This is a genomic window from Biformimicrobium ophioploci (assembly GCF_030270605.1).
Classification (GTDB): domain Bacteria; phylum Pseudomonadota; class Gammaproteobacteria; order Pseudomonadales; family Cellvibrionaceae; genus Biformimicrobium; species Biformimicrobium ophioploci.
On sequence record NZ_BSYJ01000003.1, the window covers coordinates 1 to 26,145 of the forward strand.

A 26,145-nucleotide genomic window follows, 5' to 3' on the forward strand; every position below is an offset into this window, starting at 1 on the left:
CTCGGGCTAGGAAGCTTGAGCGGCGTTTTTACTTTTGGCGCAAGCATAATCCATTCCGTTGTACAGCCAGGCTTGCCTCTCCGTCTATTTACGCGCCACTTTTTCCTCCGAATGACGCTTCTATCCCCTATTTTTATGGGCCTCGGTTTACTATTGATTGGTATTCATCCTTTGTTTGTACCCGCGTTTTCCGGTGCGGAGCGCACGGACCGGGTGAGATGAGCAAGACGACAAAGACGAGTCAGACGGCTAAGACGAGTAAGACAAGTAAGAAAAGGAGGGTCGCGCGTTCAGCGTTCGAGCCAGGAACTACAGCAGGCATCCGACTGCTTCCTTTCGCTGGATAGGAGGCCCGCACTGGGATGACGGTCCTATAGGGCCCGCTGTCACCATCGCGGCCGATCGCGCGCCCGTGGCCCATGCCAACGCAGCCTTATTCTCAAGAGCCCTGGAGGATCATTCCTCCGGGGCTTTTTTTGCGGTTCGCCACGTGGCGGGAGCGGGCGCATGACAGCCCAGCCGAGAATCCTGCGCCTGAACCTGGCGGGACAGCCACTGGAATGGCTGGGCTGGGAGCAGGCGGCATGCCTGTATGTGCGCGAGCTGGTTACCTGGGAGCTGGGCGGCATTGTGCGTCGGGTACAGGGTGGTACCAACCGCCTTACCGGCAAGCGTTCGCAGTTGCAGCTGGCATCGATCATTGCCTGCGGTGGTGCGCGTATTGCGGAGCCCAGGCGTCGCCCGCCACTGACCAATGCCGCGTTGTTTCTGCGTGACGGTCGCTATTGCCTGTACTGCGGTAACCGTTTTTCCGCAGCGGCGCTGACGCGGGATCATGTACATCCAATTTCCCGCGGTGGGCGCGACATTTGGGAAAACGTTGTGAGTGCCTGCCGGCGTTGTAACCAGTTCAAGGGCAATGCCCTGCTGCAGGAGCTGGATATGGAGCTACTGGCGCTGCCATTCTGTCCGAATGCTGCGGAATACCTGGCGCTGGTGAATGGTGACCGGATACGCGGGGACCAGATGGCATTCCTGCGCTCGCAATTTAACAAGCGGCGTGAGGCGCGCTGGTCCAGGTTTGGCCCGGACTCGGTTTGCATCCTCTAGGGCCGCACTAAAAAAATTAACGCAATTCGTATTTGAATTACGGCGCATACCAACAACAGGTAGAAAAATGGTTAAAGCCACGGATACGGCCAATCCCGAATACTTCCACCGCGTGGTGGATTGCCAGTATGCCTGCCCGGCACACACGCCGGTGCCCGAATATATCCGCCTGATCGCGGCGGGACGCTACACCGACGCCTACATGATCAACTGGGAATCCAATGTGTTTCCCGGCATCCTCGGCCGCACCTGTGACAGGCCTTGTGAGCCCGCGTGCAGGCGTGGTCGTCTCGACCAGGAGCCGGTGGCGATCTGCCGCTTGAAACGTGTTGCCGCCGACATGAAGGAGTCTGTGAAGGCGCGCCTGCCGCAGCCAGTGCAGGAAAAGAACGGCAAGCGCGTGGCGCTGGTGGGGGCCGGACCGGCTTCCCTGACCGTTGCGCGGGACCTGTTGCCGCTGGGTTATGCGATCGATATTTATGACGAGCAGCCTGCGGGCGGCGGTTTCATGCGTAGCCAGATTCCATCCTTCCGTCTGCCCGAGGAAGTGCTGGATGAGGAAGTGGGTTACATCCTGGACCTGGGCGCCGTCACTCACTTTAACCAGCGGGTAAACAGCCTCAAGGGTCTGCTCGCCGAACAGTACGACGCGGTCTTTATCGGCAGCGGCGCGCCGCAGGGGCGCGACCTGCAGCTGCCCGGGCGTGCGGAAGCCGATGCCAATATTCATTTGGGTATCAACTGGCTGGCCAGCGTTGCGTTCGGGCACACGGAGTCGATTGGCAAGCGGGTTATCGTGCTGGGCGGTGGCAACACTGCCATGGACTGCTGTCGTACTGCACTGCGGATGGGCGCCGATGAAGTAAAAGTGGTCGTGCGCAGCCCGCGCCCGGAAATGAAAGCCTCACCCTGGGAAATCGAGGATGCCGAGCGCGAGGGCGTGCCCATGTTGCAGAACCATGTGCCGCTGGAGTTCGTGCTGGAAGAGGGGCGTCTGGTGGGCATGCGCTTTGACCGTGTGCGCCCCGTATACGCTGACGATGGCCGCCGTACCCTGGTGTCCCTCGGCGAGCCGCCGGTACTGATCGAGTGCGACGACGTCTGTGTCGCAATCGGCCAGGACACTGCCTTCCCCTGGATCGAGCGCGACATCGGCATCGAATTTGACCAGCACGATCGCCCGATCGTCGACAAGGCCAGCTTCCAGTCCAGCCTCGGTAACGTATTTTTCGGTGGCGATGCCGCCTTCGGGCCAGAAAACATCATTACCGCTGTGGCACATGGCCACCAGGCGGCGGTTTCTATCGACCTGCTGTTGCGGGGGCAGGACGTCAACCTGCGGCCACCGCCCGGTACCAACCTGATCAGCCAGAAAATGGGCCTGCAGGAATGGACCTATGACAGCGCCGTCGCCATGGATGAACGCTACCGCGTACCACACCGGGACGTGGCGGAAAGCCTGCATAACCGCAAGCTGGAAGTGGAGCTGGGGTTCGAGGCCGCCAGCGCATTCCGGGAGGCGCAGCGTTGCCTGAACTGCGATGTGCAGACCGTCTTTACCGAGACCAAATGCATCGAATGTGATGCGTGCATTGATATCTGCCCGACCGACTGCCTCACCTTTACGCCAAAAGCGGAGACGGAAAAGGAATTGCGGCAGGTTACACGCGTGCCCGCGCGCAACCTGGAGCAGCCGCTCTATGTCTCGGATGACCTGCCTACCGGGCGGCTCATGGTGAAGGACGAGGATGTATGCCTGCACTGTGGTCTCTGTGCGGAGCGCTGCCCCACCGCTGCCTGGGATATGCAGAAATTTCTTTACCACGTGACCAAGGCTGGTGAGGCCAGGGCAGAAGAAGCGGTGTAGGAAACATCGTTGCAGGATCATGCAAGCAGGAAAAACATGAAAACGATCAGTGCGCTCAATGATTTTGTTGTTCGCTTTGCCAATGTCAACGGTACCGGCAGCGCGAGTGCGAACAACCTTTTTGCCAAGGCTATTTTCCGGATGGGGATTCCGGTTTCCCCGAAGAATATCTTTCCTTCCAATATCCAGGGGTTGCCAACCTGGTATGAGGTTCGGATCAGCGAGTCGGGTTATACCGGCCGACGCGGCGGTGTGGATATGGTGGTGTGCGTCAATCCGCAGAGCCTGCCGGAGGACATTGCCAGCGTGGAGCCGGGCGGCTTTTTCCTGTATGACAATTCCAAACCGCTGCACGATGAGCATCACCGCGACGATATCCACTACCTCGGCATACCGCTTACCAGCATCTGCCTGCGGGAGTATACGGATCCGCGCCAGCGGCTTCTGTTCAAGAATGTCATCTATGTGGGCGCGCTGGCGGCGCTACTGGATATCGAGTTCCCGGTCCTGACCGGACTGATCGAGGACCAGTTCAAGGGCAAGGAAAAACTGCAGGCGCCCAACGTGCATGCGCTGGAGCTTGGCTATAGCTATGCACGCGAACATTTTGACTGTCCGTTGCCAATCCGGGTGGAGCGGCGCGATAGTATTGGCGAGCGCATCCTGGTGGATGGCAATACCGCCACCGGGTTGGGCGCCATCTATGGCGGTGCGACACTCGCTGCCTGGTACCCCATCACCCCGTCTACCTCGGTGGTGGAGGCGTTCGAGAAATACTGTAATCGCCTGCGAATCGACCCGGGTACCGGCAAGAAAAATTTCGCCGTGGTGCAGGCAGAGGACGAGCTTTCCGCAATGGGGATGGCCATCGGTGGTGGCTGGAACGGGGCGCGTGCCTTTACCGCAACTTCCGGCCCCGGTATTTCATTGATGAGTGAATTCCTGGGGCTTGCCTATTTTGCCGAGGTGCCGGCGGTACTGGTGGATGTTCAGCGGGCTGGCCCCTCAACCGGTATGCCGACCCGCACCCAGCAATCCGACATTCTTGCCTGCGCCTACGCTTCCCACGGCGATACGCGCCACCCGCTGTTGATTCCGTCGTCGCCGCAGGAATGCTTCGAATTTATGGCACAGGCCTTCGATCTTGCCGAACAGTTGCAGACCCCGGTCATCCTGCTCAGCGATCTGGATCTGGGCATGAACGATCACCTGTCCGAGCCGCTGCAGTGGCATGAGGGCCGCAAGTTCCGCCGCGGCAAAGTGCTCGATCACGATCAGCTGGAAGCGCTGGAGGAGCCATTCGGGCGTTACCTCGATGTGGACGGTGATGGTATCCCGCAGAGAACCCTGCCGGGCACGCATCCAACCCGGGGGGCATTCTTTACCCGCGGTACTTCCCGTGATGAATATGCGCGCTACACGGAAAAGAGCGATGCCTATGTCAAAAATATGGACCGACTCACGCGCAAGTGGCAGACGGCGCGCACCATGGTGCCCGCATCGCGGTTGCAGGAGTCGGCCGTGGCCACCAGCCTGGGGGTGCTGTTCTTCGGCACCAGCCGAGAATCCACCCTGGAAGCGGTGGACCAGCTCGCGGCAGAAAATATTTATCTCGACTGCCTGCAGCTGATGGCATTCCCATTCGACGATATTGCCGAGCGCTTTATTGAATCCCACAGCATTGTCTTCGTTGTCGAGCAGAACCGGGATGGCCAGATGCGCAGCCTGATTATGAATGAACTGAATGCGGCACCGGAAAAGCTGGTGCCGGTATTGAATTATGATGGCTACCCGATTACCGCGCGCTTTGTGGCGGATGCCATTGCGGTCAAACTCTCGCGGGAGCCGCAGGGCGAAACTGTCGGCAAGAAAGTGGTAGGAAAAGTTGTCGGAGGTGCACTATGAGTTACCTCAAGCCCGGGTTCAGTCACCCGCATCACCAGCAGAACAACCTTGGCCTGTATCGCAAGGATTATGAGGGCGCACTTTCCACACTGTGCGCGGGATGTGGCCACGACTCTGTCAGCGCCGCGATTGTGCAGGCCTGTTTCGAGGCAGATGTGGAGCCACACCGCGTAGCCAAATTGTCGGGAATCGGTTGCTCCTCCAAGACCCCGAACTATTTCCTCAACCATGCCCACGGCTTCAACTCCGTGCATGGCCGTATGCCGTCTGTTGCGACGGGTGCGTGTATGGCCAACCGCGAACTGATTTACGTGGGGGTCAGCGGTGACGGCGATACCGCGTCCATTGGTATGGGCCAGTTTGCGCATGTGGCGCGGCGCAACCTGAACATGGTTTACCTGGTGGAAAATAATGGTTGCTACGGTCTGACCAAGGGGCAGGACTCCGCCACAACGGATATGGGCTCTGTCAGCAAGGCCGGCAGGGCTTCGCCGTTCGAGTCCATCGACCTGGTAGCACTTGCCCTGCAGCTGGGGGCAACCTATGTGGCGCGCGGCTTCTCCGGCGACAAGGAGCAGCTGGTGCCACTGATCCGGGGGGCGCTGGCACATCGCGGTTTTGCCTTTATCGACATTATTTCCCCCTGTGTGACGTTCAACAACAACCCGGGTTCGACCAAGGGTTACGAGTATGTGCGCGAGCATATGCAGGCGGTGGGGCAGGCGGACTTCATTCCGGTGCGCGAGGAGGTCACGGCCAGTTATGAGCCGGGCTGTTCTGTGGAAGTGGCGCTACACGATGGCTCTGTATGCCTGAACAAGATTGATCCTGAACTGGATATCAGTGATCGCGCCAGTGCGCTGCGCCTGCTGGATAGCTACAAGGAGCGCGGCGAGATCCTCACCGGACTTTTGCATGTGGATCGCGATTCCGAGGATTTGCACGATACGTTGGAGACCGCGGACCGGCCGCTGCGGGACCTTTCCGAGCAGGACCTGTGCCCGGGGCAGGTGGCGCTGGACAGTATCAACCAGAGTTGCCGATAGATTTTCCATGAACAGGCCCCTGGGCGGTCGCTCGTCCGTTTGGGCATTTCGAAAACGCATAAATACATCCATGTAGCTCCGGCGCGCATGTCCATGTGCGCGACGGTTTCGAAATGCCCGCTCGGCCGGGCAACCTGCGGTTCACATATTTGTGATTCATCGCCCCCAAAGCGCCCTTGCCGAAAGATTTTCTAGTTTAATCACGTTAAAATCCGCGCCAATTCCTGCCCGCAGGCGCGCTTTCGCTCCCGTTGGTCAATACTGATACGAACAAGGGGGCCTTTTCATGCCGGGTAGTTCGGGCATTGCAGCGAGGTTGCTGCTGCTGTTTCTTGTCTTTCTGGTTGGTAGCTGTGTCACACCACGGCCGACCGGCACCGCTGACACCATCCTCCGCGGCGGTACCCTGATCACCCTCGACGACAAATACAAGGATGCCACTGCCATCGCGGTGCAGAACGGCCGCATCCTTGCGGTCGGCAGTGAGGCCGATATGGCCGCCTATACCGCATCCCATACCGAATTCATTGAACTGGAAGGGCGCACGCTGCTGCCGGGCTTTATCGACGCCCACGGGCACCTGATCCAGCAGGCGATGGCACGTGCTGTCGCCGGTCTCAAGCCGCCACCGATGGGCACGGTCCGCGATATCAGCAGCCTGCAACAGAAGCTGCGTGAGGACGGCAGTAATCACCCCGGCGGCAACTGGATCCTTGGCTTCGGCTACGATGAACGCCAGCTGAAAGAGCGGCGCCATCCCACTCGCTGGGACCTGGACCGGGTCAGCAATACCCGGCCGGTAGTGGCGGTGCACCTGTCGGGCAGGATTGCGGTGGTGAACAGCGTGGTGCTGCAGAAGCTGGGACAGCAGGCCTACAACCCGGTAGCCGGTGCGATATTCCGCAAGGACCCCAGGACCGGCCAGCTGAACGGGGTGATCGAGGAGCGCGCAATGGATGTGATTGCGGACCTGATCCCGGCTCCCAGTGCGCTCAAGGCCGTGGGCATCCTGAAGGAAGTGCAGGACGACTATCTGGCGGCGGGCATTACCACGGTGCAGGATGGCTGGGCGACCCTGAGCGCGATTAAGCTGTACCGTGCCGGCGCAGATTTCGGCATGCTGAACCTGGATATCGTCGCCTACCTGCCTGCGAGCACCCTGGATATGGTGGATGCAGACGATTACCGGCCGGAGCCCTACGAGGGTCGTTTCCGCATTGGCGGGGTCAAGATGGTGGTGGATGGCAGCAGTCAGCTTGGCAGTGCCTACCAGAATGCACCCTACATGAAGGTGTCGGCCAAAACGGGGGATCGCGGCTTTCTGCTGACCCGTGAGGAGCAGCTGGACCTCTGGCTGCGCCGGTATGCCCAGCAGGGTTGGCAGCCGCTGATCAGTGCCAGCGGTGACGCCGCGATCGATACCGCCATTGAGGCGATCGACAAGGCCGGGGGTGGCGAGCGCCTTTCCAGCCCGGTGATGGTCGCGCCACAACTGATGAGCAGGGCTCAGGCACGCAAACTGGCCAAACAGGACGTGGCGATCTCTTTCTCGCCAGTGCAGATTTACTACTGGAGCGACTGGCTGGCGGAAATCCTCGGTACCGAAAGGGCGCGCGCATTCGGTCCGGTTGCCACTGCCATTGATGCCGGTGCCCTGGTCACGTTGAACAGCGAAACCCCGGCGGCCGGACCGGACATGATGCAGCTGATCTGGAGTGCGGTGACGCGCGCCAATCGCGATGGTGTGAGCCAGCCCAGTGACGAACGTATCAGCGTGGAGCAGGCGCTGCGCGCCGTGACGCTGGACGCGGCGCGCCAGTATGGCGAGGGTGAGCAGAAAGGTTCACTGACGCCGGGCAAGAGCGCGGACTTCGTCATACTCGAGCAGAACCCGCTGCAGGTCGATGAGGCGGCCCTGCCCGCGATCGAGGTACACAGCACCTGGAAAGACGGTGAGCAGGTCTACCCGGAGGAAGATCCGCTGGGCTTTTTCTGACCATTCCCCCAACCCGCCAGTCACCCTGACAGGGCCAGTTCGCGATTCGCAAATGGCGCGTGACTGGCCGCCTACGGTTGCCACTCAACTATGTTGCATAAAGCCACTATGGATTTATGCAACGAATGCGGCGACTGACAACAAGCTATACTCCTGGCGTCTTTTTTATTTACCGGAGAGTCATTCGATTCGCACGCGGTAAAGCGGTCCTTTTTTTCCTTCTTCTGGCGAGTTTGCTGGCCGCTGGTTGCGATAAAAGCTCCAGCAGTGATTCGCCGCCGCCCCCAACCCCGGTTACGCCGACCACCACCGGCGGCAATACAGGCACTGATACAGGCGTTGTCCCCGTAGCCGGCACCGGCGACCTGACCCTGTCCGGGCAGGTAACCTATGACAGGGTGCCACATTCCGGAACCAGCCTCTGCTATGGCTGCACACGCCGGGAGCCGGTACGCGGTGCCGAGGTGGACCTGTTGGGTGCCGGTGGCGAGCGTCTCGCCCGCACCCGCACGGATGCCAACGGTAATTATGCATTCAGGGTGGACCCCGGCTTGCGGGTTCAGGTGCGGGTCAATGCACGCTATGCCAGTGCCGGTGTGCCCGGCTGGGGATTCAGCGTGACGGATAACACCAGCGGCAATGCGCTCTATGTGCTCGATGGCGAGTTGGCAGACAGCGGCGAGTCTGACAGTACGCGCAACCTGCATGCCCTCTCCGGCTGGGGCGGTGATGGTTATAGTGGCGAGCGCGCCGCAGCCCCCTTTGCCATTCTCGACACCAGTTACCAGTTCCTGCAGGCTTTGCTCGCCATGAATGGTGAGCTGGTATTGCCGCCGATGCAGTTGCGTTGGAGCGTGAACAATCGACCTGTCAGTGGCAGCACCAATATCAGTACCGGCGCTTTCCCCAGCAGTTTTTTTACCGGCGGCAATGTCTACCTGCTGGGTGCGGAGAACGTTGACACCGAGGAGTATGATCCCGCGGTCATCCTGCACGAGCTGGGTCACTACCTGGAAAATGCACTGGCCCGCTCCGATTCCATGGGGGGCTCTCACGCTGTCGGCCAGGTCCTGGATATGCGCGTGGCCTATTCCGAAGGCCTGGCGACCGCCATTGCCGGCCTTACCGGCAACTTCTCCATGTATATCGATTCCACCGGTAACCGCCAGCAGGGCGGGTTCCGCTTCCCGATCGACACCAATCCCTACGGCGCGAAAGGCTGGTACAGCGAGGGCAGCGTACAGACCCTGATTTACCAGCTGCTGCGAGACCCCGCCGGGCCCGGTATCCGTGGCCTGCTGGAAACCTTTGCGGACAGCGGTTACCGCAACACCGAAGGCATGATGTCCATTTACCCGTTCCTGCACCGGATGCGCGCACTGTACCCGGATTTCGTCCAGACCATCGATGCCATGGCGGCACAGCATGAGGTCTTTGGCAGCGGTGTATTCGGCGAGAACGAAACCAATGGCACCCTGGATCTGCCGGTGTATGGGGCACTGGTGCCCGGTGTGAGCCAGGTTGGCTGCAGCAGTAACGGTTACGGCGAGTACAACAAACTGGGCAACCGGCGCTATTACCGCCTGGCTTTATCGTCGCGCCGGCAGCTGGATATCGAGGCGATGGACAGCGCCGGCGGCAATTCTGACCCGGATATCATCGTCTACCGCCGGGGGCGGCCGGTGGCACGTGCCAATGGCAGTGCGAGTGGCGTCGAACGACTTTCGACGACCCTGTCTGCCGGGGAGTATGTGGTGGAACTGCACGACTATAACAATCTCGACAACGAGGGCAGCACCGGTGGTGAAACCTGTTTCGACCTGAGTGCGCGCAAGCCCGGTGCCACCGTATCCATGGCGGCGCAGCCGGCCAGGCTGGATAACGCGGGCGCTACCGCCAGGCTGCCGGTCAAGCTGTTCAGTGCACCCGGCAGCCAGTTACAGGTGCAGGTGACGGCGCAGGACGGGCTCAGCCTGGGCCAGAGTGAGTACTGGCTCGATGGCAGTGGCGAGATAGAAATCGATCTGGTGGCGATGACACCGGGGCAGCACTTTGTCGACCTGCATGTGCAGCAGGTGGATCGCCATGGTCGCCACAGCCACCAGAGTGTGAGTGTGCCGGTACAGGTCGGCGCGCCGGTATCCATGGGCGACCCGGTACAGGCAGGGCGCCTGCAACAGCAGGGCGATGTGGTTTACCGGGTCATGCGGGCACAGGAGCAGCGCTACTGAGCGCGCGCCAGCCGCCGCACCTGGCTACAGAGGTAATCGGAATAATCAGTGCCCGCGTTCATTACCATCTTTGGGAACATGGAGATCGGGGTCATGCCGGGAAAGGTATTGATCTCGTTCAGGTAGATGTCGCCGTCCTCGGTGAGGAAAAAATCCACCCGTGACAGGTCCTTCAGTTTGAGGCTTTCGAATACCCGGTAACTGTATGCCTCGATGGCATCGAGCTGTTTCTGCGACAGCCCCTCCGCCATGACCTGGGTGGAGGAGTGGCTGCCTTCCGAGTACTTTTCTTCGTAGGTATAGAACGTATCTGCCGGTGCCAGGATTTCCCCGGGCGGTGTGGCATGGATGGCACCCTTGTATTCGTACACGGCCACTTCCAGTTCGCGGGCACGTACGGCCTGCTCGATCAATACAAACGGCGAGTAGCTGAAGGCTTCGCGCAACGCCTTGTCCAGCTCGCCGCCATCGCTGACCTTGTAACAGCCGACGGATGAACCCTGGTTGGAAGCCTTTACAAAAATGGTGCCCCAGCGCGCGAGCGCTTCACGGGCTTTGTCGAAATCGGTTTTGTCGAGTCCGGTGATGAATTCATAGGGGGTGTTGGGCACACCCAGTGCGGTGAACCAGAGCTTGGAGGTGACCTTGTTGAAGCAGATCTTGCTGGCCTCAGGGCCGCAGCCGAAGTAGGGCACGCCCTGCATTTCCAGCGCGGACTGGAAATCGCCGGTTTCTCCCGGGTAGCCGTGAATGGATGGCACCACGCAGTGCACCGGCCAGTTGTCGGCGCCGTCGTTTGCGCGAAGTACACCGTGCTGCAATAGCCATTCTTTCTGCCCGGCATCGAGCAGGCGGCCATCTGCGGTCATCTCCACGCGGCGCAGCGCAATATCATCGGCCTGCAGCTGCTGCGCGATAAAGTCCGCCGTGCGCAGCGACACCTCGTGTTCGCTGCTGCCGCCGCCACAAACCAGTAATGTATGGATTTTTTCTGTCATAGGTTCGGCTAATTGGGTGCCGCTCGTCGATCAGGGTGCCGCCAGTACCGCCTTGCACTGCTGTGGCAGCTCCGGCTTCTTCGGCGGCTTCGGGTCCTTTTTCTTCTCGCCTCTTAAGATTGCATAAAAGTCGTCGCTAAACCACCACTTGAGGCCGCCACATGGGTCGCCCTTCGGTGGCGCCTGTGGCTTGCAGTTATTCTGTCCTTCCGGGCACTTCAGGCGCACATGGAAATGGTAATTGTGTCCCCACCAGGGGCGCACCTTGCGCAGCCATTCCTTGTCACCGGTTTCACGCTTGCACATCTGGCGCTTGATGGTGGGGTGTACAAAGATACGCTCGACGCGGTCATCGCCGGAGGCGAGGCGCAGGATGCCCAGGTATTTGTCGTCCCAGTTCTTGTCGATCAGCTTGTGCTGGCCGGCATCCGCCAGTGGCGTGGGCGGCATGGAATTGCGTTCTTTGTCGGTGAGCGGGCGCTCCTCCGCGCGCGGGTCCTGGTGGAACCAGATGTCTGCATCGAGCCCGCCCTGATGACTGGCGTGACCGCTGGTAAATGGGCCGCCGCGCGCCATGGCAATATCGCCGATCAACAGGGTGCCGAGCCCGGCCTCGTGTACATTGCCAGCGAAGTCCTTGAGGAAACGCACCATCACCGGGTTGCCGAAGTGGCGATTGCGCGCGGTACGGACCAGCTGGAAACCGGTGCCCTCACGGGGCATCTGCTCGGCACCATCGAGGCAGCCGTTGGTATAGGTGCCAATGGTCTGCGGGATACGCTGGGTGGGGTTTTTCTTCGCCTCCCAGGGGTTATTTGCCGCCGCCGGCCCTGCAACGAGGGCGGCGAACAGCAACAACAGTGGGGTTTTGCGGGGGATCATCCGGCGCCTTTTAAACCGTGATTACTGGAAGCAATTATAGGTCGCCCAGAAGCCGCTCGACGGCGCCCAGGAAGGTGTCCATTTCCGCGTCAGTACCGATGGATATCCGCAGGAAATTGCTGATGCGGGGCTTGTCGAAGTGGCGTACCAGCACACCTGCCTTGCGCAGGCCCGCATAGATTTCCGCGGCCGCCACTTTACCGTGCTGCGCGAACACAAAATTCGCCGCCGACGGCACCACGTCGAAACCCAGTGCGGCGAGTCTTTCGCTGACGCGCTCGCGGGTGCTGATCACCTTGCCAGTGCAGTCATCAAGCCAGTCGCGGTCACCGATGGCCGCTTCCGCAACCACCTGGGTCAGGGTGTCGATGGGGTAGGAGTTGAATGAGTTCTTGGCGCGATTGAGGCCGGTGATCAGGGCCGGGTCGCCCAGTGCATAGCCGAGGCGCAGGCCCGCCAGCGAGCGGGATTTGGACAGGGTCTGCACCACCAGCAGGTTGGGGTAGCGGTCGATCAGCTGTGCGGCGCTTTCGCCGCCAAAGTCGATATAGGCCTCGTCGACCAGCACCACCCGGTGCGCATAAGCTTCGAGTAGATTTTCAATGTCGGCCAGGCCAAGCAGGCGCCCGGTGGGCGCATTGGGGTTGGCGATGATCAGGCCGCCGGCTTCTGCAGCCGCCCCAGCCAGCGCGTCTACATCGAAACTGAAATCCTGGCACAGTGGTTGTGTGCGGAAAGGCACCTCGAAGAACTGGCAGTAAACCGGGTAAAAACTGTAGGTGATATCGGCAAACAGCAGCGGCTGCTCGCGCTTGAAGAATGCATAGAACGCATGGGCCAGCACCTCGTCGGAGCCGTTGCCGACGAAAACCTGTTCTGGCACCAGGTCGAACTGGCCGGCGATGGCCTTGCGCAGGCTCAGCGATTCCGGGTCCGGATAGAGACGCAGCGCTTCCAGGTGTGCATCGCCCGCCAGTGCGTGTGCCACCCGCGGCGAGGGCGGGTAGGGGTTTTCATTGGTATTCAGCTTGACCAGCTTTTCGCCGCGAGGCTGTTCGCCGGGCACGTACGGCGACAGCCGGGTGACGGCCTCGCTCCAGAAAGGGCTACTCGTAACGCTCAAGGGGGTGCTCTCTAAAATCCTGGTGATCCGCAGCGCCTGCATCCTGCGCTGCGGTGCGGCAAGTCAGTTTTGCGGGGCTCCGACCTCGCTTTCTTCCGGCGCGCCATTCTTTGCCACGCTTTCTGACTTGTCTTCTTTCTTCGGTTTTTTCTCTGGCAGCTCGATATCGAACAGCTCGTCGGAACGGTCGATAAACTCCTCCATGCTCACAGGCGGGCGCAGGCGCCGGCTGTCGTGCTTGAGAGTGGTGGAGTATACCGGGCGGCCGACAAAATCACTGTCGAACTGCGCACGTTCAATGGCGCCGAGGCCGAGGAAGCCCCACGGGACTACCAGGCTGACCACCCAGCGCCAGGTCGGGGTCAGGTTCAGCGACAGGTACAGTGCCAGCCACAGCGCCGCGGGCAGCAGTATGCCAAGTATCAGCATATTCAGGGTTGGGCCGCTGTCACCCAAAGAGAAGTTGAAGTGCAGCAGGCCGGACAGCCATTCCCAGCCGGTGAACAGCAGTGCCACCAGGCTGATGATGGCGAAGTGTGCAAGGAAACGGCTGTCCTGTCGCACCAGGTAACCGAGGAACGACCAGACGCTTGCATAGATGGCAAGGCCCAGAAAAGTGGTCACCAGCATCTGCAGGTTGTCCTTCCACTCAATCTCGGTGGCCTGGGACAGGTAGTTATCCGCCAGGGTGGTGCCGCCGATCAGCAGCAGCAAAATAGTCAGGACCGCCGGGTGGGCAATACGCTCGATAAAGTCTTCCATCGAGTGCAATGGCTGTGCCGGCGCAACTTCCGCAGCGCTGTCCACCAGGCGCAGGTGGGTTTTGCCGATGATCAGTTCGTCGCCGGATTCGATCACACGGGGCCCTTCGACGCGCTTGCGACGCGCGCGGCCGTGGCGGTACCAGGTGCCGTTGAGCGTATCCAGGTCCTGCAGGCGGATGCCCTCTTCGTCGCGGGTCAGGCGCAGGTGATGTGCGTCCAGGTGGGTGTCGCCCAGGATCAGGTCGTTGTCATAAGCGCGACCGATGGTTGCGCTCTCGCCTTCGAAGCGGTGGCGTTCGGAAACCCGGCCGATCTTGTTCAGTACTTCAATAATCAGTGCCATTGGATTTCACTCGTAAACTTGCGGGTAAAGGCGTCGGCGGATTCACGGGTAAAGCCGGACAGGGTGAAATGGCTGACCAGGCCCTGGTTGTCGTGGTCCACGGTCAGGCTGAGGTAGAAGATGTCATACAGGTCCGGGTAATCGCGGTAGCGACGCACGCAGTAGGTAGTGCGCGCAATCACCGGGCTCTCTTCGGCCTGCTCTTTACTCGTGCGCGGCTGCTCGGTGAACTGTTGCTGGCACTGGAAGTTGCTCACGTCGTCCTCACCGGCGCGATTGCCGGGGAAGAAGCTACTCATCTGGCGCTCGTACTCGCTGTAGAAGCGGGTGGGGCTGAGGTCACTCGCGTCGAGCCAGAAAAACTCGTACTCGACACGGCCGGTGTTGAACTCGTCCGCGAGGTATACGGTGTCCTGGCCGGTGCAGCCCTTGTCGATGCGGCGTACCGGGTTGTCCTCGTCTTCCTCGCTGCTGCGGCCCCAGCACTTGATGGCCGGTACCACTTCACCAACCACATAGGCATTGCCCAGCTGGCGACGCTGCCAGTCTGCAGACAGCACGTTGTCCATGATGTGCTGCTGGTTGTCCTTGAGCTGCTTGTAGATCACCTTCTTGAAGTCGGAAACCGGCGCCTGGCGCTGCTCGTAGTCCCGCTTCAGTTTCGCCAGTTTATCGACCGGGACCAGGAAGCTGATCTGGTTGCCGGCGGTGGCAACATTGATGCCCACCACTTCGCCGCGGGTATTGATGACCGGGCCGCCACTCATGCCGGGGTTTACCGAGCCGGAAAAGTGGATGCGGTCGTAAAAGCTGCCGGAGGCAATACCGTTGTAGGTGCCGGGAACCACGGTGGTGCCCAGGTCCAGCGGGTTACCCATGGCGACGATGATTTCGCCGCGGCGCGGGGTCTCTTCTGCCAGTGCCAGAAAGTCACGGCCGGCCTCGTCGTGGCGCAGCAGGGCCAGGTCGTTGATGACGTCCACGTCGAGCAGTTCCAGCTTGCCCTTACTGCCGTCTTCCATCAGGTATTCCAGCCGGTATTTGCCCGGGTGGCGGATGAACTCGGCGATCACGTGGTAGTTGGTGGCAACCAGCCCGTCGGCGCGGATCTGGAAGCCCGAGCCCAGTCCGGACTTGGAGTTGGAGGACTTCTCGATGATACGGATCTGGTAAAGGCTGTCGCGGTGGTCGCGGTACAGTTCCTCATAGCCTTCGGCGTGAACCCTGCCGGACACCAACAGGACCAGCGCGACAGAGGTATATACAAGCTTGGAAAATATGCTTCGGGACATCGCTTTTCTTATATTCGCGCGATCTCACCACCGGGCCTGAACCCGTGCGGCCGCCGCGCCGTACTGTAATAGGTTCTGGTTACAGAATAACCAGAGTGCGTTACAGCATAGTACGGCGATTGGCGGGGGGCGGCAAGTTGCCGGCCCGGCGGCTGCCTGCGAATTTCCGCTAGGAAAGGTAGGTCTCCACGCCGGGCATGGCCTCGGCAATGCGCCCGTGAATTTCCGTATAGACACCGCGGAACAGGTTGTCTGCCTCCTCGGGCGACATGAACTTCTCGCTGAACCCCGGTGCGACCGGGTCCAGGTGCATGCGTGCGCAGAGGATGAAGTGTGCAATCAGTTCCGCCACGTTCTCGTCGCCCACCGATATGCGTGTGGTGGTGGGGTAGATGGCGGCATCGCGCATGGCTTCCGGTGACAGCTCCGAATGCGAGGTGAGCGCCGGGCACAGCACCATAGTGTTGGTCTGGCCGATACTGACCTGCTGCGAGAAGGCCGGCTCCAGCGTGTCGAAGAAACGCTTGAAGGCTTCCACCGGGATCTGCGCCGCTTCCATGTCGATGGTAAACAGTGCAGAAGGCAGGCCGTGGCGCAGCAGCTGTGCGCGGACCCGGCTGTTTTCATTTTGCGGTACCGCGTGCGAGTTGACCCGGATATCCGGGTGGCTGGCGAGGAAGCGCGCCAGGCAGGTGGCATTGATGCCCTTGCGCACCATGCGCAGCTCCAGGGTGCGGATGCCCTGCAACACCTCGAACGCCTTGTCCGCATCCAGAAAGGCGCCCTTGATGTAATACACATCCCAGAACATGGTCTGCTCCCAGGAGATATCACCCACGCTATCCCCCTTGGGGATAAACATACGGTGGTTCTCGCCGATCACCACGCCGGCGGTGGCGGCGCCGGAGCCGGAAATGTCCTTGGTGTAGCTGTGCACCACAAAATCCGGCCGCTCGATCTTTTCTGCACGTTGCAGTGGCTGGTACAGGATGGGGGTGGCCAGGGTGGAATCCAGGCTCACCAGTAGCCCCGCTTCGTGCGCGATGCGGCTGATGGCCGGCACGTCCAGCATATAGCCGTGCGGGTTACAGGGGGACTCGAGGTAAACGTGTGCGCGCTTGCCCGCTGCCAGTTGCTCGGCCTTTTCCTCGAGCACCTGATCCATAAATTGCTGGAATTCCTCACCGCTGTAGCCATCGAACCAGCACAGCTCGATCGCCATCTTGTCCTTGCGCGCAAAGTGGTCCTGCAGCAGCTGGTGCACGCCACCATAGATGTTGCGGCTCACGATCAGGATATCGCCATGGCGCAGCTGGTTGGACAGCAGCGCATCGATGGCGGCCATACCGGAATTGAAATTCCAGGCCAGGTACTCTCCAGCATGGGGGCCGCACTCCAGGTCCACAATCGTATTCGCGAGAGAGATGGAAGTGGGGTTGAGCAGGCGCGAATAGATCTGGTGCGTGGGTTCCTTGCCCTGGAAAGCGTCATCGATCCATTCGGTGCAGGCATAGATATAGGTGGCGGTGCGCACGATCACCGGGGTGGCAGAGAAGATTGCCGGCACATTGTCGAACAATGGGTAGCCGCCACGCGCCGCACTGCTGAAACCTTCGCCCTGCAGGCTCTGGAAACTCTTGCGCATGGGGTTCTGCAGCGTATCCAGCAGCTTGGCCAGCTGGAAGCTCATAAAGCGCTTGGCATTGAAGAACGCGATACGGTCGCTGCGGTCCAGCTTGTCGATACAGTCCTGGGTAAGTTGCCACAGCTCGGCGATATTGGCCTGCGCGCTGTAGAGCAGTTGCGCGGTGGCGCCGAGCAACTGACCCTGCTCGCTGTTCGGGTTAATACCGAAGTGGGACAGCTGTTCCATTGCCAGCGCGCTGGCACTGGCGGCCTGGGTGGTGTTGCGCCGCGGCGAGAGCAGGCGGGCGCTCTGTACCTGGGCAGGGGACATCTGCGAAGCGGGAGTATTTGTTATTGGCATGATTTTCTACCCGAAATGCGGCTGGTCTTGTTCAGAGTTATAGCAGGAAAAAGGTTTCAGTTGAAACCAGTGTCTTGCTGCCCGGTAAACCGGCCTGCCAGGCTTCTGTAATGCGCAGTAATCGACATTGCCGGGGGAGGCGCATAAATTCCACCATCAGATGGGTGCAGTTGCCATCGCCGGGCTTTCTCGCTGTCCGGTGCGGCATATCCATCAGCTTCCGACGGACCGGAGGTGAGCTGAAAAGATACGGCAAGGGACGCAACGCCGGATCGACTGTCACGGGTTCAGAGCCTACTGCCTGTAACAGTGGATGCGATCCACCGGTGCAAGGAAGCACCAAACTCGCTCTTGATAGTGTTGTGAGGTACCCGTTGATGGTTGGGACCATCTGCACCTTCAACCGGCATCGCGTAAGTGGTGCCGGTTTTTTTTATGGGCAGCCGTGATTACAGTGCTGCACAATCGGATTTCGGCGGTTCGGCAACTACTGTATGCTGGGCCGGCCATCGGCAATGAACATGTAATGGATCAAATAAAAAATACAGGAGTGAACTCATGAGCGATTTAGTGTCGACCGCAGATCTGATAGTGCCAGAAAATGGTGCTGCGCAGGTGGATTACACCCTGACCCCTGCTGGAGATGGTGAGCAATGGACCTTAACGAATGCTCAAGGCATTGCGGTAGAGACCATCACTATTGATTTTGAGGGGGTGAAGGAAGGCGGTAGTGAAAAATCCGGTGTTGCGACCCTGAAAGTCAAAATGGAAAGCACAAGTCTAAGATTTGCTGAGAATGGCAGCTCGGACGGACTCGAATTTTGTGGCGAGGTTAACGAGGGGAAAAAAGCGCTGAAGAAGTCAGAAATCACCTCTGATGACGGCCGTACCCTCAGCATCAAGGTAAAGGCCAAGAAAAAAAGTCGGGCCAACTTCTCCTATAAGTGGCTGGCCGTGGACGGGGCCGGAACCCCTGTTTGTTCTGCGGACCCCAAGATTATTGTTCAGCCCCAGTAATCATTCGCATACCTTGCTGATACCTGGACGTGTTGCGCCCGTATGGGCGCATACTTGCCGGTATGCTGGCAGGTAAAAGAAACGGTAGTCCATCCCCTGCTCGAGCAATTCCTGCAGGTAGAAGGCTGCGGACTGATAGTCCTCCGCGAGCGAGAAGATCTGGGTCGCAAAGTACTTAACATAAGTATCTTCGGGCTGCTCTTTGAGCAGAGCCAGAATTTTCGCAGAAGCTTCCGAGACGTCTCCAAGATAAGCCAGGGATGTTGCGTGATAAATGCGCTCCTCAAGGTCTTGCTTGCCAGACGTCTTGTCTTTTATGTGTGTGAAAGTCTCCAGGGCTTTTTCTTTTTCACCCACCATTATGTAGGCTTCTGCCAGGTTACCCAGCACAGAAACATAGTCTGGCGCAAGTGAAAGTGCCTTCAGGTAGGTGACGAGTGCCAGCTGATGGTTGCCCTGTAGTGCTTGCGCGGCCCCGAGGTTTGAGTAGGTGTACACATTCCTGAAATCCTCCGGAATGGCATTGATCAGGCGCTCACCTTCCTCAAAATTTCCGGTCTCGATATGAATGGCAGACAGGGTTCCATAAGACTGCCAGTGTTCTGGATGCAGAGCGATGTTTCTTTGCAGCGTAGCGGACACGCCATCGTAGTCACCACTGCCGAACTGGTTCAGGGCAATCAAATAGTAGTTTTCCGCAGAGGGGTTCATGGCTGCAGCTTTTTGTGCGAAAACAATACCATTCGTATAGTCCCCGTGCCCGTATAATACCCTTGAGTAGCTGGCCAGTAGGTTATGGTCGGGGTTTTTGATTGCGTTTATTTTTTCGCCAGCTTGAAGGAGTTGGTGCTCATTTGCTTTATTGCTGAGAAGCTTCACTTCCAGTTCGATGATGAATTCTTCAGGCAACTTGTTTTGCAGCGCCAGATCGAGAAGCTGATAAGCCCTTTCCAGTAGCTCCGGATCTTTAGAGGTACTGTAAAGTCCGGTAGCGACCTCGATGGCGGAGCGGTAAAGCTCTTCATTTGTTGGATAACGACGAATCAGGGAACGCAGCTGATGTAGATCCTCAGCCTTTACGTCCAGGTTTTTCAGGCGTGAAAGGATATCGAGATAGTGGGGGTAATCTCCTTCATCCATCATGCGCTGTTCAGAGCCATCTTTGAGGTAGGAGGCCTCAAACAGGCCTGCGGCAACATCCTGGATGCGGCTTGCAGATTCCGCTTTTCGGTCCGGGAGTATGACGAAGTGGTTGTCGTTGAGTATCAATCCATTGGATGGTGACAGTTGCTGTAACTCGGTCTGGCAACGCTGCTCGGCGCACTCAAGCCGCGCAAAGAGTGCATGGGTTACGCCTTTGTCACGTAATGCTTTGAGCTGCTCGTCCAGATTCTGCTCTTCTTTGGGGCTAAAGCTCACCAGGGCGGTATTTTTCAGTTGGTTGGCGGCGCTTCCCAGGGCCTGTCGGACCATGGCCTTTGTGAGTGCAGGTGCGTCGCCTTCAATTTGCGGTGGGAGTATGGCGATATATTGCGGTTCCAAGCGTGTCACATATTCCCATCCCAGATATCCCCCGGCGCCGATGATTACCGTAGCAGCGGCAGTCGCAACTCTTCGCCAGAAAGGGTTCTTCGGCTTGCGCAGCAGCTCTGTTACCGTAGCGGAGATCTCCCCCTCGGTATTGTTTGTCGGTACTCCACGCAGAAGCAACAGCGCCTGTGTGACAAACTCGATATTGTCAGGGCGTTTTTCCGGTTTTTTTTGCAGTAGCCTGTCGAGCAAAGATTCCAGCGGCGCCGGGATATTCGGCCAGGCCTGTTTTGGCGGCACCGGGGGTTCATTGATGACCCGGTTGGAGTAGGCCAGCGCATTGGATTCATCCCCGAATGGCTTGCTGCCGCAGATCAGTTCATAGGCAATCACGCCAAAGCTGAAAATATCACTGCGCGCATCCAGCTCCTGCCCCAGCGCCTGTTCGGGCGACATGGCCGTGACGGTACCGGCAATATGGTCTGCGGCAGTGATGGTGGCGCTGGGCAGCTGGCGGGACTTGGCGATGCCAAAATCGGTGATTTTTGCATCACCGCTATTGGTGATGAGGATATTGTCGGGCTTTAAATCACGATGGATCATGCCCATATCATGGGCCTTTTCCAGGCCCTTGGAGATTTGGATTAACAAATCGATTTTGTCAGAGAGCGGGGCATTGTGCTCGCGCATCCAGTGTCGCAGGGTGCTGCCCTCCACATACTCCATCACAAGCGCCAGTTGGCCACTCTCGTCAATGACGTCATGCAGTTGCACGATATTGGGGTGATTGAGCTGTGCCAGCAGCTGTGCCTCGCGGCGGATACGGGCCTCGGCATTGCCGCTGGTGGCTTCTGCCTTGAGGCACTTGATCGCGACCTTGCGACCAAGCCTGGGGTCCCGGGCAAGGTAAACAACGCCCATACCACCTGCCCCCAGAGTGGATTCAATCTGGTAGCGGCCGATGTATTGCGGAGTTGCAGTGTCCATAATATCTCTTTTTTAACTCTATCCCGGGTGGAACACTTTGGCTGATCTGGTGTAATTTATCCTGCCGGCACCTCGATTGATAGCTTCCCTGGCAGGTTAGCCGTGTTTGCCACCCGCGTGACATACCGCCGGGTAGGCATCGCGAATACTCTCAAAAGCGCTGTCCCCGCAGACCCGGTCAAAATAGGGGGTGCTGAACCATATCGGGCTCAAGCCCTGTTCGATGGTCTTGCGGATATACACTTTGGCCGAGGTAATGTCCTCGGTGAGGATATAAATCTGAGCGCGGTTGTAGTTCATAAAGAAATCATCCGGGGCAGAATTCTGTGCAGTCAACAGCGCAGTAATGGCTTTTTCGTGGTCGCCAATCAGCGCCCATGCCCTGGCGACCATTAGCTGGCCCTCCCAGTCTGTGCGCTCCCCCAGAATGGCTAGCGCCGCACGCGCCTCTTCCAGAGCGGCTTCTTCATCGCCCTGACCCACTGCGATTTCTGCGAGGTAAAGCGACAGCTCAGCATCCTGTGGAGACAGGGCTTGCAGCTGCCTGAAGCAGGTATTTGCGTGATCGAATTGCCGCTCCACGTAATAGGCAGTGCAGAGGTTGAAAATATCAATGGGGCTGCGCTTATCCGGATGTATTTCGGTAAGCAGTTCGATGGCCCGGGCGGGGTGTCCGCTGTCCATTTCCGTCGCCGCCAGCAGTGAGGTCACCTTGTTGTCTTCCGGTGCTAGCAGGCGCGCTGTGGCCAGAAGTGTGCGGGTTGCGGTGTGGTCACCAATGGCAGAGTAGGTGCGAGCCATTTCATAGGTGTACAGATAGCTTGGTCGTAACCGCGCGGCACTGCGGATGGCAGTCAGCGCATCTTCGTACTTGCCGCGACGATAATGCCACTGGTAGAGCAGGTGATAGAAGCCCGCCCGGTCTTCGAAATTCCGCTCCAGCTGCGCGAGGCTGGCCAGTACCTCGGCCTCATTGTCCCGCAGGATTGCCAGGCGCAGCCAGGCGCGCTGCCAGGCGGTATTCTTTTTTATTTCCGGCGGCGCCTGCCACAGGAAGTGTTGCAGGTCGTCGAGTACGTTGTAGTCCTTGAATTGCCCATAGTGCTCGATGGCAAGCCCTGCGTAGAGGTCATAGACAGGGCTGAAGGTCGGCGCAGCCTCGCGCAGGCCCTCCAGTTCATCCATCATGCTGCCCAGCTCGCGCAGGCGGTTCTTGCGCGCAAGCACAGCCAGGTAGCGGCGGTAATCCGCTTCCGAGATTTCCAGGCTGGTTGCACCCTCCTGAACCGGTGCCTCGGGCAGGAGGGTATCCAGCTGGTGCTGCAGCAGGTAATAGTTCTGCAGCGGGTCGTCGAGCTCGACCGTTGTCTTGCTGGTTTTGTAGGGGATATCCAGACCGGCTTGGTACAGGTTGATCTCCACTTCGCACTGGCTGCGCTGGCAGGCAACTACCGGTTGTATCCAGTGTTGTGCCCCGGCCCAGGCGGCCCGCTGTGTAGCCGGCAAGGATTCCAGGCCCTCCAGTTCATAGTCCGGTACCAGGCTGAGCCCGCGGCGCAGCGACAGGTTGCGGCGCAGGTTGGCGCGCAGGCTGTTGTCGAGCAGGTTTCTGTGCTCGGCGCTGAGGTCACTATCTCTGAACTCGGTGGGCTCGAGAGTGACGTAGTTGCCGCCGCTCCGCGCGTGTAGAGGGTTCTGGTAGTCCCGCAGCAGGAAAGCGGCAGAGGCAGTCGCGATCGCGGTAATTCCAGCCAGTGCCCAGAGCTTTTTTGTCTTGCGGCGTCGGCCTAGGCCCGCAAGGCTACTGGAAAAGTAGATGTCGGCGGTCTGGGTATCGCTGAGATCAAAATCTGCCGGTGCATCCGCCGGCATTTCATCGGCGATACGCTGCAGGCATGTCTCGACCTCGGCGGCGCTAGCGGGGCGCTTGTCTGCGGTCTTGGCCAGTAACTGCTCGAGAAGCCGGTAGAGTGGCTTCGGCAGGCCCGGTACCAGCTTTGCCGGCGGTATCGGGTCCGAGTGGATAATGCGGTCCACGATCACAATGGGGTTGGCATGCTCGCCGAAGGGGTGCTGACGGCAGATCAGTCGGTACGCCAGTAGCCCGAGTGCGAACAGGTCACAACGATGATCCAGCGGCATGCCCAGCGCCTGCTCCGGTGAGAGAGCGGAGAAGCTGCCGGCGACGTGGTTCTCCCGGGTTAGCTGGTCGTTACTGGTTTCGCTGGAGGCGATGCCAAAGTCACTGATCTTGGCAGTGCCGTCACTGGCGATCAGGATGTTTTCCGCTTTCAGGTCCCGATGCACGATCCCTGCCGCATGGGCTTTTTCGAGACCTTTGCAGATCTCGGCAAGGATCCGCAGTTTCTGTTGCAGGTTGGTCTCGTGCTCACGTAGCCACTGCCGCAGGTTGGCACCTTCGACATATTCCATGACCAGTGCGAGGCCGTGCTCGCTCTCCACCACATCGTAGATCTGCACGATATTGGGGTGGTTCAGCTGTGCCAGCAGCTGCGCCTCGCGGCGGATACGGGCTTCTGCCTGGGTGCCGGTCTTGTCCTTGCGCAGCAGCTTGATGGCGGCATTGCGTTGCAGGCGCTGGTCCCTGGCCAGGAAAACCTGCCCCATGCCGCCGCGGCCGAGGCAGCGGACGATTTTATAACGGCCGATGGATTCCGGTGTGGTGTGGTAATCAGGAGTCTGCATACTGCTCCCCGCTGCCGATGTCGCCCAATAGCTGGTCGACGATGCGTGCCAGCGGTTCAATATTGTCGTGTGGTTTTGGTACCAGCAGCGTGTCACTGCGACTGGTGAGGACTTTACCGCTGGCGCGCTCTACAAGGTCCAGGGTGGCGATACAGCGCTCCCTGGTGCAATCCAGCCGGCTATAGAGTGTCAGTGGTGCCGCGCGAGGGGGCGCCTGGACCGTAATGCCGGAGTTTCTTCCGACCGCTTTATGGAGATGTTCCTCAGCGACTTCCGCTACGGCAGCGCGTTCGGCGGGCGGCAGGGAGCCGCTGACCCTGACCGGCGGCAAGCCCAGTGCCATTTTTCCGGACTGGACGCCGGTCCGCTCCAGCCAGTTCGGCAGCCACAGCGCCGCGAACAGCATCACCGCGCAGCTGAGGGCAATCACGAAAAGAGTGGTGTGGTTGATCATGCTTTGGCGCGCGCCCGGGAAACTTTGCTCACCAAAAAAAGCTTCTGTGGTGGCCGAGGCGGTCTCGGTGAGTTCTGTCTCCAGCGCCTCGCGGGCCTGCTGCTGGATTGCAGCCAGCTCCTCGGCAACGAGGGCAGCACTGAGCGGGCGCTTCTCGGGGTCTTTTTCCAGCAACTGATCCAGCAGCTTCGATAGCCCGCGGGGTAAACCTTTTATAACGCTGCCCGCGGCGGGATGGCGCGCGTGAATAATTCGGTCCACGATGACAATGGGGTTGGGATTATTGCCGAACGGCCCCTGGCCGCACAGCAACCCATAGGCCAGCATGCCAAAGGCGAACAGGTCGCAGCGCGGGTCCAGCTCCGCACCCAGTGCCTGCTCGGGCGACATTGCGTAGTAGCTACCGGGTACCCGGTCCTGGGTGAGTCCGCTTTCCTCGTTGAAGCTCCGGGCGATACCGAAGTCCACGATTTTCACCGCGCCGTTTCGCTTTACCAGCACGTTATCCGGCTTCAGGTCTCGGTGAATAATGCCGTTGGCGTGTGCCCTGGTCAGGCCGCTGGCAATCTGCACCAGCAGGCTGAGTTTCTGTGAGAGGGTGGGGTGGCGATAGGTTTGCCATTCCGTGAGCGTTTCACCCTCTACAAACTCCATGACCAGTGCACAACCGGTATCAGTTTCCAGTACGTCGTAGATCTGGGTAATGGCCGGGTGATTGAGTTGCGCCAGCATCACCGCTTCCCGGCGAATGCGCTGTAACGAAACCGGTTCGGAATGCTCCGGGTCAAGTTGCTTGATGGCTACTTTGCGGCCCAGGCGCTCGTCCAGTGCGGCGAACACCCTGCCCATACCGCCACTGCCGAGCTCTTCAAGGGTCCGGTAGCGATCGCCGATAGGTGGAACCGGGGTTTCTGGCATGCTCGAAGCCTGGTCAGACTTGTTCTGTTTCCAGGACTTCCTCGCCTTTGCGCATCAGGATCTTGTTGCAACCAATGCGGATCTCACCGGCCCGCCGCTGCAACAGGTTGGCAGCATCGATGGTATCCGGCACCGCCTCTTCTATCTGGCGGCGCAGGCGGAAAATCTGGATGTTGATATGGTTGTGCGCAAGCCCCAGCTCCTGCGCCAGCACATCCATGGCAATCCAGCCCTGGGACTGCTCGTCCAGGCCTTTTTGCTGGTCCTGGTAGCGGCAGCGTGCCAGATGCAGAAGCAGGTAGTGGTGTGTGCGCCTTTGCAGGTCGGCTTGCAGCTGGTCGTGCACCAGCTTCAGGGAAACATGCTCTTCATTGAGGCTGACATCGAACTGCAACTGGAATGCGTTGATATCGAGCTTGTTGAGCGCCAGCTCCTGCGTCGGCCGCTGGTGGTCCGGCAGGAACAGCTGCCAGCTGCGGCCACCCGCGCGAACGGTCTCGCCATGTTCAATAACAGCGGGTTCATGGGCAAGGCCGTGCACCAGGGACTCCAGTAGCCATTGCCCGCTGGCCGGGTTGAAATACAGGGCGGCTTCCGGCTCATCCCTGTCGGGGAGCATCACGTAATTACCGACCGGAGTGGCTTCGCCGCTGTCTTCATCAAGCAGCAGGGGGGTGGGTGGCTCAAGGCTTTCAACCCGCCAGGCGGGGTTCCCCGGGCGGCCAAAGCGAATTTCATCGCCGACGCTCAGTTCCTGGTTGCGCGCGGGCACCAGCTGCTGCTTATTGATCCAGGTGCCATTACGGCTCAGGTCGCGCAGGCTCCAGTGGTCACCATTCCAGAGGATGGCGGCGTGGATGCCGGAAATTTCCGGGGTCGCGATACAGGTGTCCACCACGTCGGTCTTGCGACCAATTGTGTGATGGGTCATCAGATAGACGCGCGCATGTGTTTGCGGGTTACGGATGCTGGCCATAACGCGAATAAGT

At 59.5% G+C, this 26,145-nt stretch carries 18 protein-coding genes; 7 read left to right on the forward strand and 11 right to left on the reverse strand.

The annotated features are described in order from the left end of the window. Positions 1-507 precede the first annotated feature (507 nt). The 6 genes from QSJ80_RS06765 to QSJ80_RS06790 all read left to right on the forward strand — a co-directional run bounded on the left by QSJ80_RS06765 (position 508) and on the right by QSJ80_RS06790 (position 10,155). The gene (locus tag QSJ80_RS06765) at positions 508-1,110 is read left to right on the forward strand and encodes an HNH endonuclease (RefSeq protein WP_285763667.1); all 603 of its coding nucleotides are present in this window, start codon (positions 508-510) and stop codon (positions 1,108-1,110) included. 67 nt (positions 1,111-1,177) lie between these two features. Further along, complete coding sequence (locus QSJ80_RS06770) at positions 1,178-2,977, forward strand: FAD-dependent oxidoreductase (RefSeq protein ID WP_285763668.1); 1,800 nt, start codon at positions 1,178-1,180, stop codon at positions 2,975-2,977. A gap of 36 nt (positions 2,978-3,013) precedes the next feature. Continuing rightward, positions 3,014-4,882 (forward strand): 2-oxoacid:acceptor oxidoreductase subunit alpha, encoded by a 1,869-nt coding sequence (locus QSJ80_RS06775; protein ID WP_285763669.1) that lies wholly within the window; start codon positions 3,014-3,016, stop codon positions 4,880-4,882. Further along, the gene (locus tag QSJ80_RS06780) at positions 4,879-5,928 is read left to right on the forward strand and encodes a 2-oxoacid:ferredoxin oxidoreductase subunit beta (protein ID WP_285763670.1); all 1,050 of its coding nucleotides are present in this window, start codon (positions 4,879-4,881) and stop codon (positions 5,926-5,928) included. Before QSJ80_RS06775 ends, QSJ80_RS06780 begins: the two co-directional genes overlap by 4 nt. 286 nt (positions 5,929-6,214) lie before the next feature. Then, entirely contained in the window at positions 6,215-7,924 is a 1,710-nt protein-coding gene (locus QSJ80_RS06785; RefSeq protein ID WP_285763671.1) for an amidohydrolase, read from the forward strand. A 233-nt stretch (positions 7,925-8,157) separates the two neighbouring features. Further along, complete coding sequence (locus QSJ80_RS06790) at positions 8,158-10,155, forward strand: hypothetical protein (RefSeq protein WP_285763672.1); 1,998 nt, start codon at positions 8,158-8,160, stop codon at positions 10,153-10,155. On the opposite strand, the gene QSJ80_RS06795 is transcribed toward QSJ80_RS06790, so the two are convergent. From QSJ80_RS06795 to QSJ80_RS06825, 7 genes are all read right to left on the reverse strand, one after another. Next, positions 10,149-11,153 (reverse strand): D-alanine--D-alanine ligase, encoded by a 1,005-nt coding sequence (locus QSJ80_RS06795; RefSeq protein ID WP_285763673.1) that lies wholly within the window; start codon positions 11,151-11,153, stop codon positions 10,149-10,151. The genes QSJ80_RS06790 and QSJ80_RS06795 overlap by 7 nt on opposite strands. Positions 11,154-11,183: 30 nt before the next feature. Further along, positions 11,184-12,035: a penicillin-insensitive murein endopeptidase gene (mepA, locus tag QSJ80_RS06800; RefSeq protein WP_285763674.1), complete on the reverse strand. Its 852-nt coding sequence runs from the start codon at positions 12,033-12,035 to the stop codon at positions 11,184-11,186. 34 nt (positions 12,036-12,069) lie between these two features. Further along, the gene (hisC, locus tag QSJ80_RS06805; RefSeq protein WP_285763675.1) at positions 12,070-13,158 is read right to left on the reverse strand and encodes a histidinol-phosphate transaminase; all 1,089 of its coding nucleotides are present in this window, start codon (positions 13,156-13,158) and stop codon (positions 12,070-12,072) included. 63 nt (positions 13,159-13,221) lie between these two features. Then, positions 13,222-14,265, reverse strand: coding sequence for an FHA domain-containing protein (locus QSJ80_RS06810; protein ID WP_285763676.1), 1,044 nt, complete (start codon positions 14,263-14,265; stop codon positions 13,222-13,224). Beyond that, complete coding sequence (locus QSJ80_RS06815; protein WP_285763677.1) at positions 14,256-15,557, reverse strand: S1C family serine protease; 1,302 nt, start codon at positions 15,555-15,557, stop codon at positions 14,256-14,258. Before QSJ80_RS06815 ends, QSJ80_RS06810 begins: the two co-directional genes overlap by 10 nt. 169 nt (positions 15,558-15,726) lie before the next feature. After that, positions 15,727-17,544, reverse strand: a complete 1,818-nt coding sequence (locus tag QSJ80_RS06820; RefSeq protein WP_285763678.1) for a trans-sulfuration enzyme family protein — start codon at positions 17,542-17,544, stop codon at positions 15,727-15,729. Between the two features lie 37 nt (positions 17,545-17,581). Beyond that, positions 17,582-17,752 (reverse strand): hypothetical protein, encoded by a 171-nt coding sequence (locus tag QSJ80_RS06825; RefSeq protein WP_285763679.1) that lies wholly within the window; start codon positions 17,750-17,752, stop codon positions 17,582-17,584. A 350-nt stretch (positions 17,753-18,102) separates the two neighbouring features. On the opposite strand from QSJ80_RS06825, the gene QSJ80_RS06830 reads away from it, so the two are divergent. Continuing rightward, on the forward strand, positions 18,103-18,561 hold the full coding sequence (locus QSJ80_RS06830; protein ID WP_285763680.1) for a DP-EP family protein: 459 nt from the start codon (positions 18,103-18,105) through the stop codon (positions 18,559-18,561). On the opposite strand, the gene QSJ80_RS06835 is transcribed toward QSJ80_RS06830, so the two are convergent. The 4 genes from QSJ80_RS06835 to QSJ80_RS06850 form a co-directional block, all read right to left on the reverse strand. After that, a complete protein-coding gene (locus tag QSJ80_RS06835; protein WP_285763681.1) occupies positions 18,562-21,078 on the reverse strand; it encodes a serine/threonine-protein kinase in 2,517 nt (838 codons plus the stop codon). Between the two features lie 96 nt (positions 21,079-21,174). After that, the gene (locus QSJ80_RS06840; protein WP_285763682.1) at positions 21,175-23,784 is read right to left on the reverse strand and encodes a serine/threonine-protein kinase; all 2,610 of its coding nucleotides are present in this window, start codon (positions 23,782-23,784) and stop codon (positions 21,175-21,177) included. Further along, a complete protein-coding gene (locus tag QSJ80_RS06845) occupies positions 23,771-25,156 on the reverse strand; it encodes a serine/threonine-protein kinase (protein WP_285763683.1) in 1,386 nt (461 codons plus the stop codon). Before QSJ80_RS06845 ends, QSJ80_RS06840 begins: the two co-directional genes overlap by 14 nt. Before the next feature lie 13 nt (positions 25,157-25,169). Continuing rightward, positions 25,170-26,132, reverse strand: coding sequence for an FHA domain-containing protein (locus QSJ80_RS06850; protein ID WP_285763684.1), 963 nt, complete (start codon positions 26,130-26,132; stop codon positions 25,170-25,172). Between the last annotated feature and the right edge of the window lie 13 nt (positions 26,133-26,145).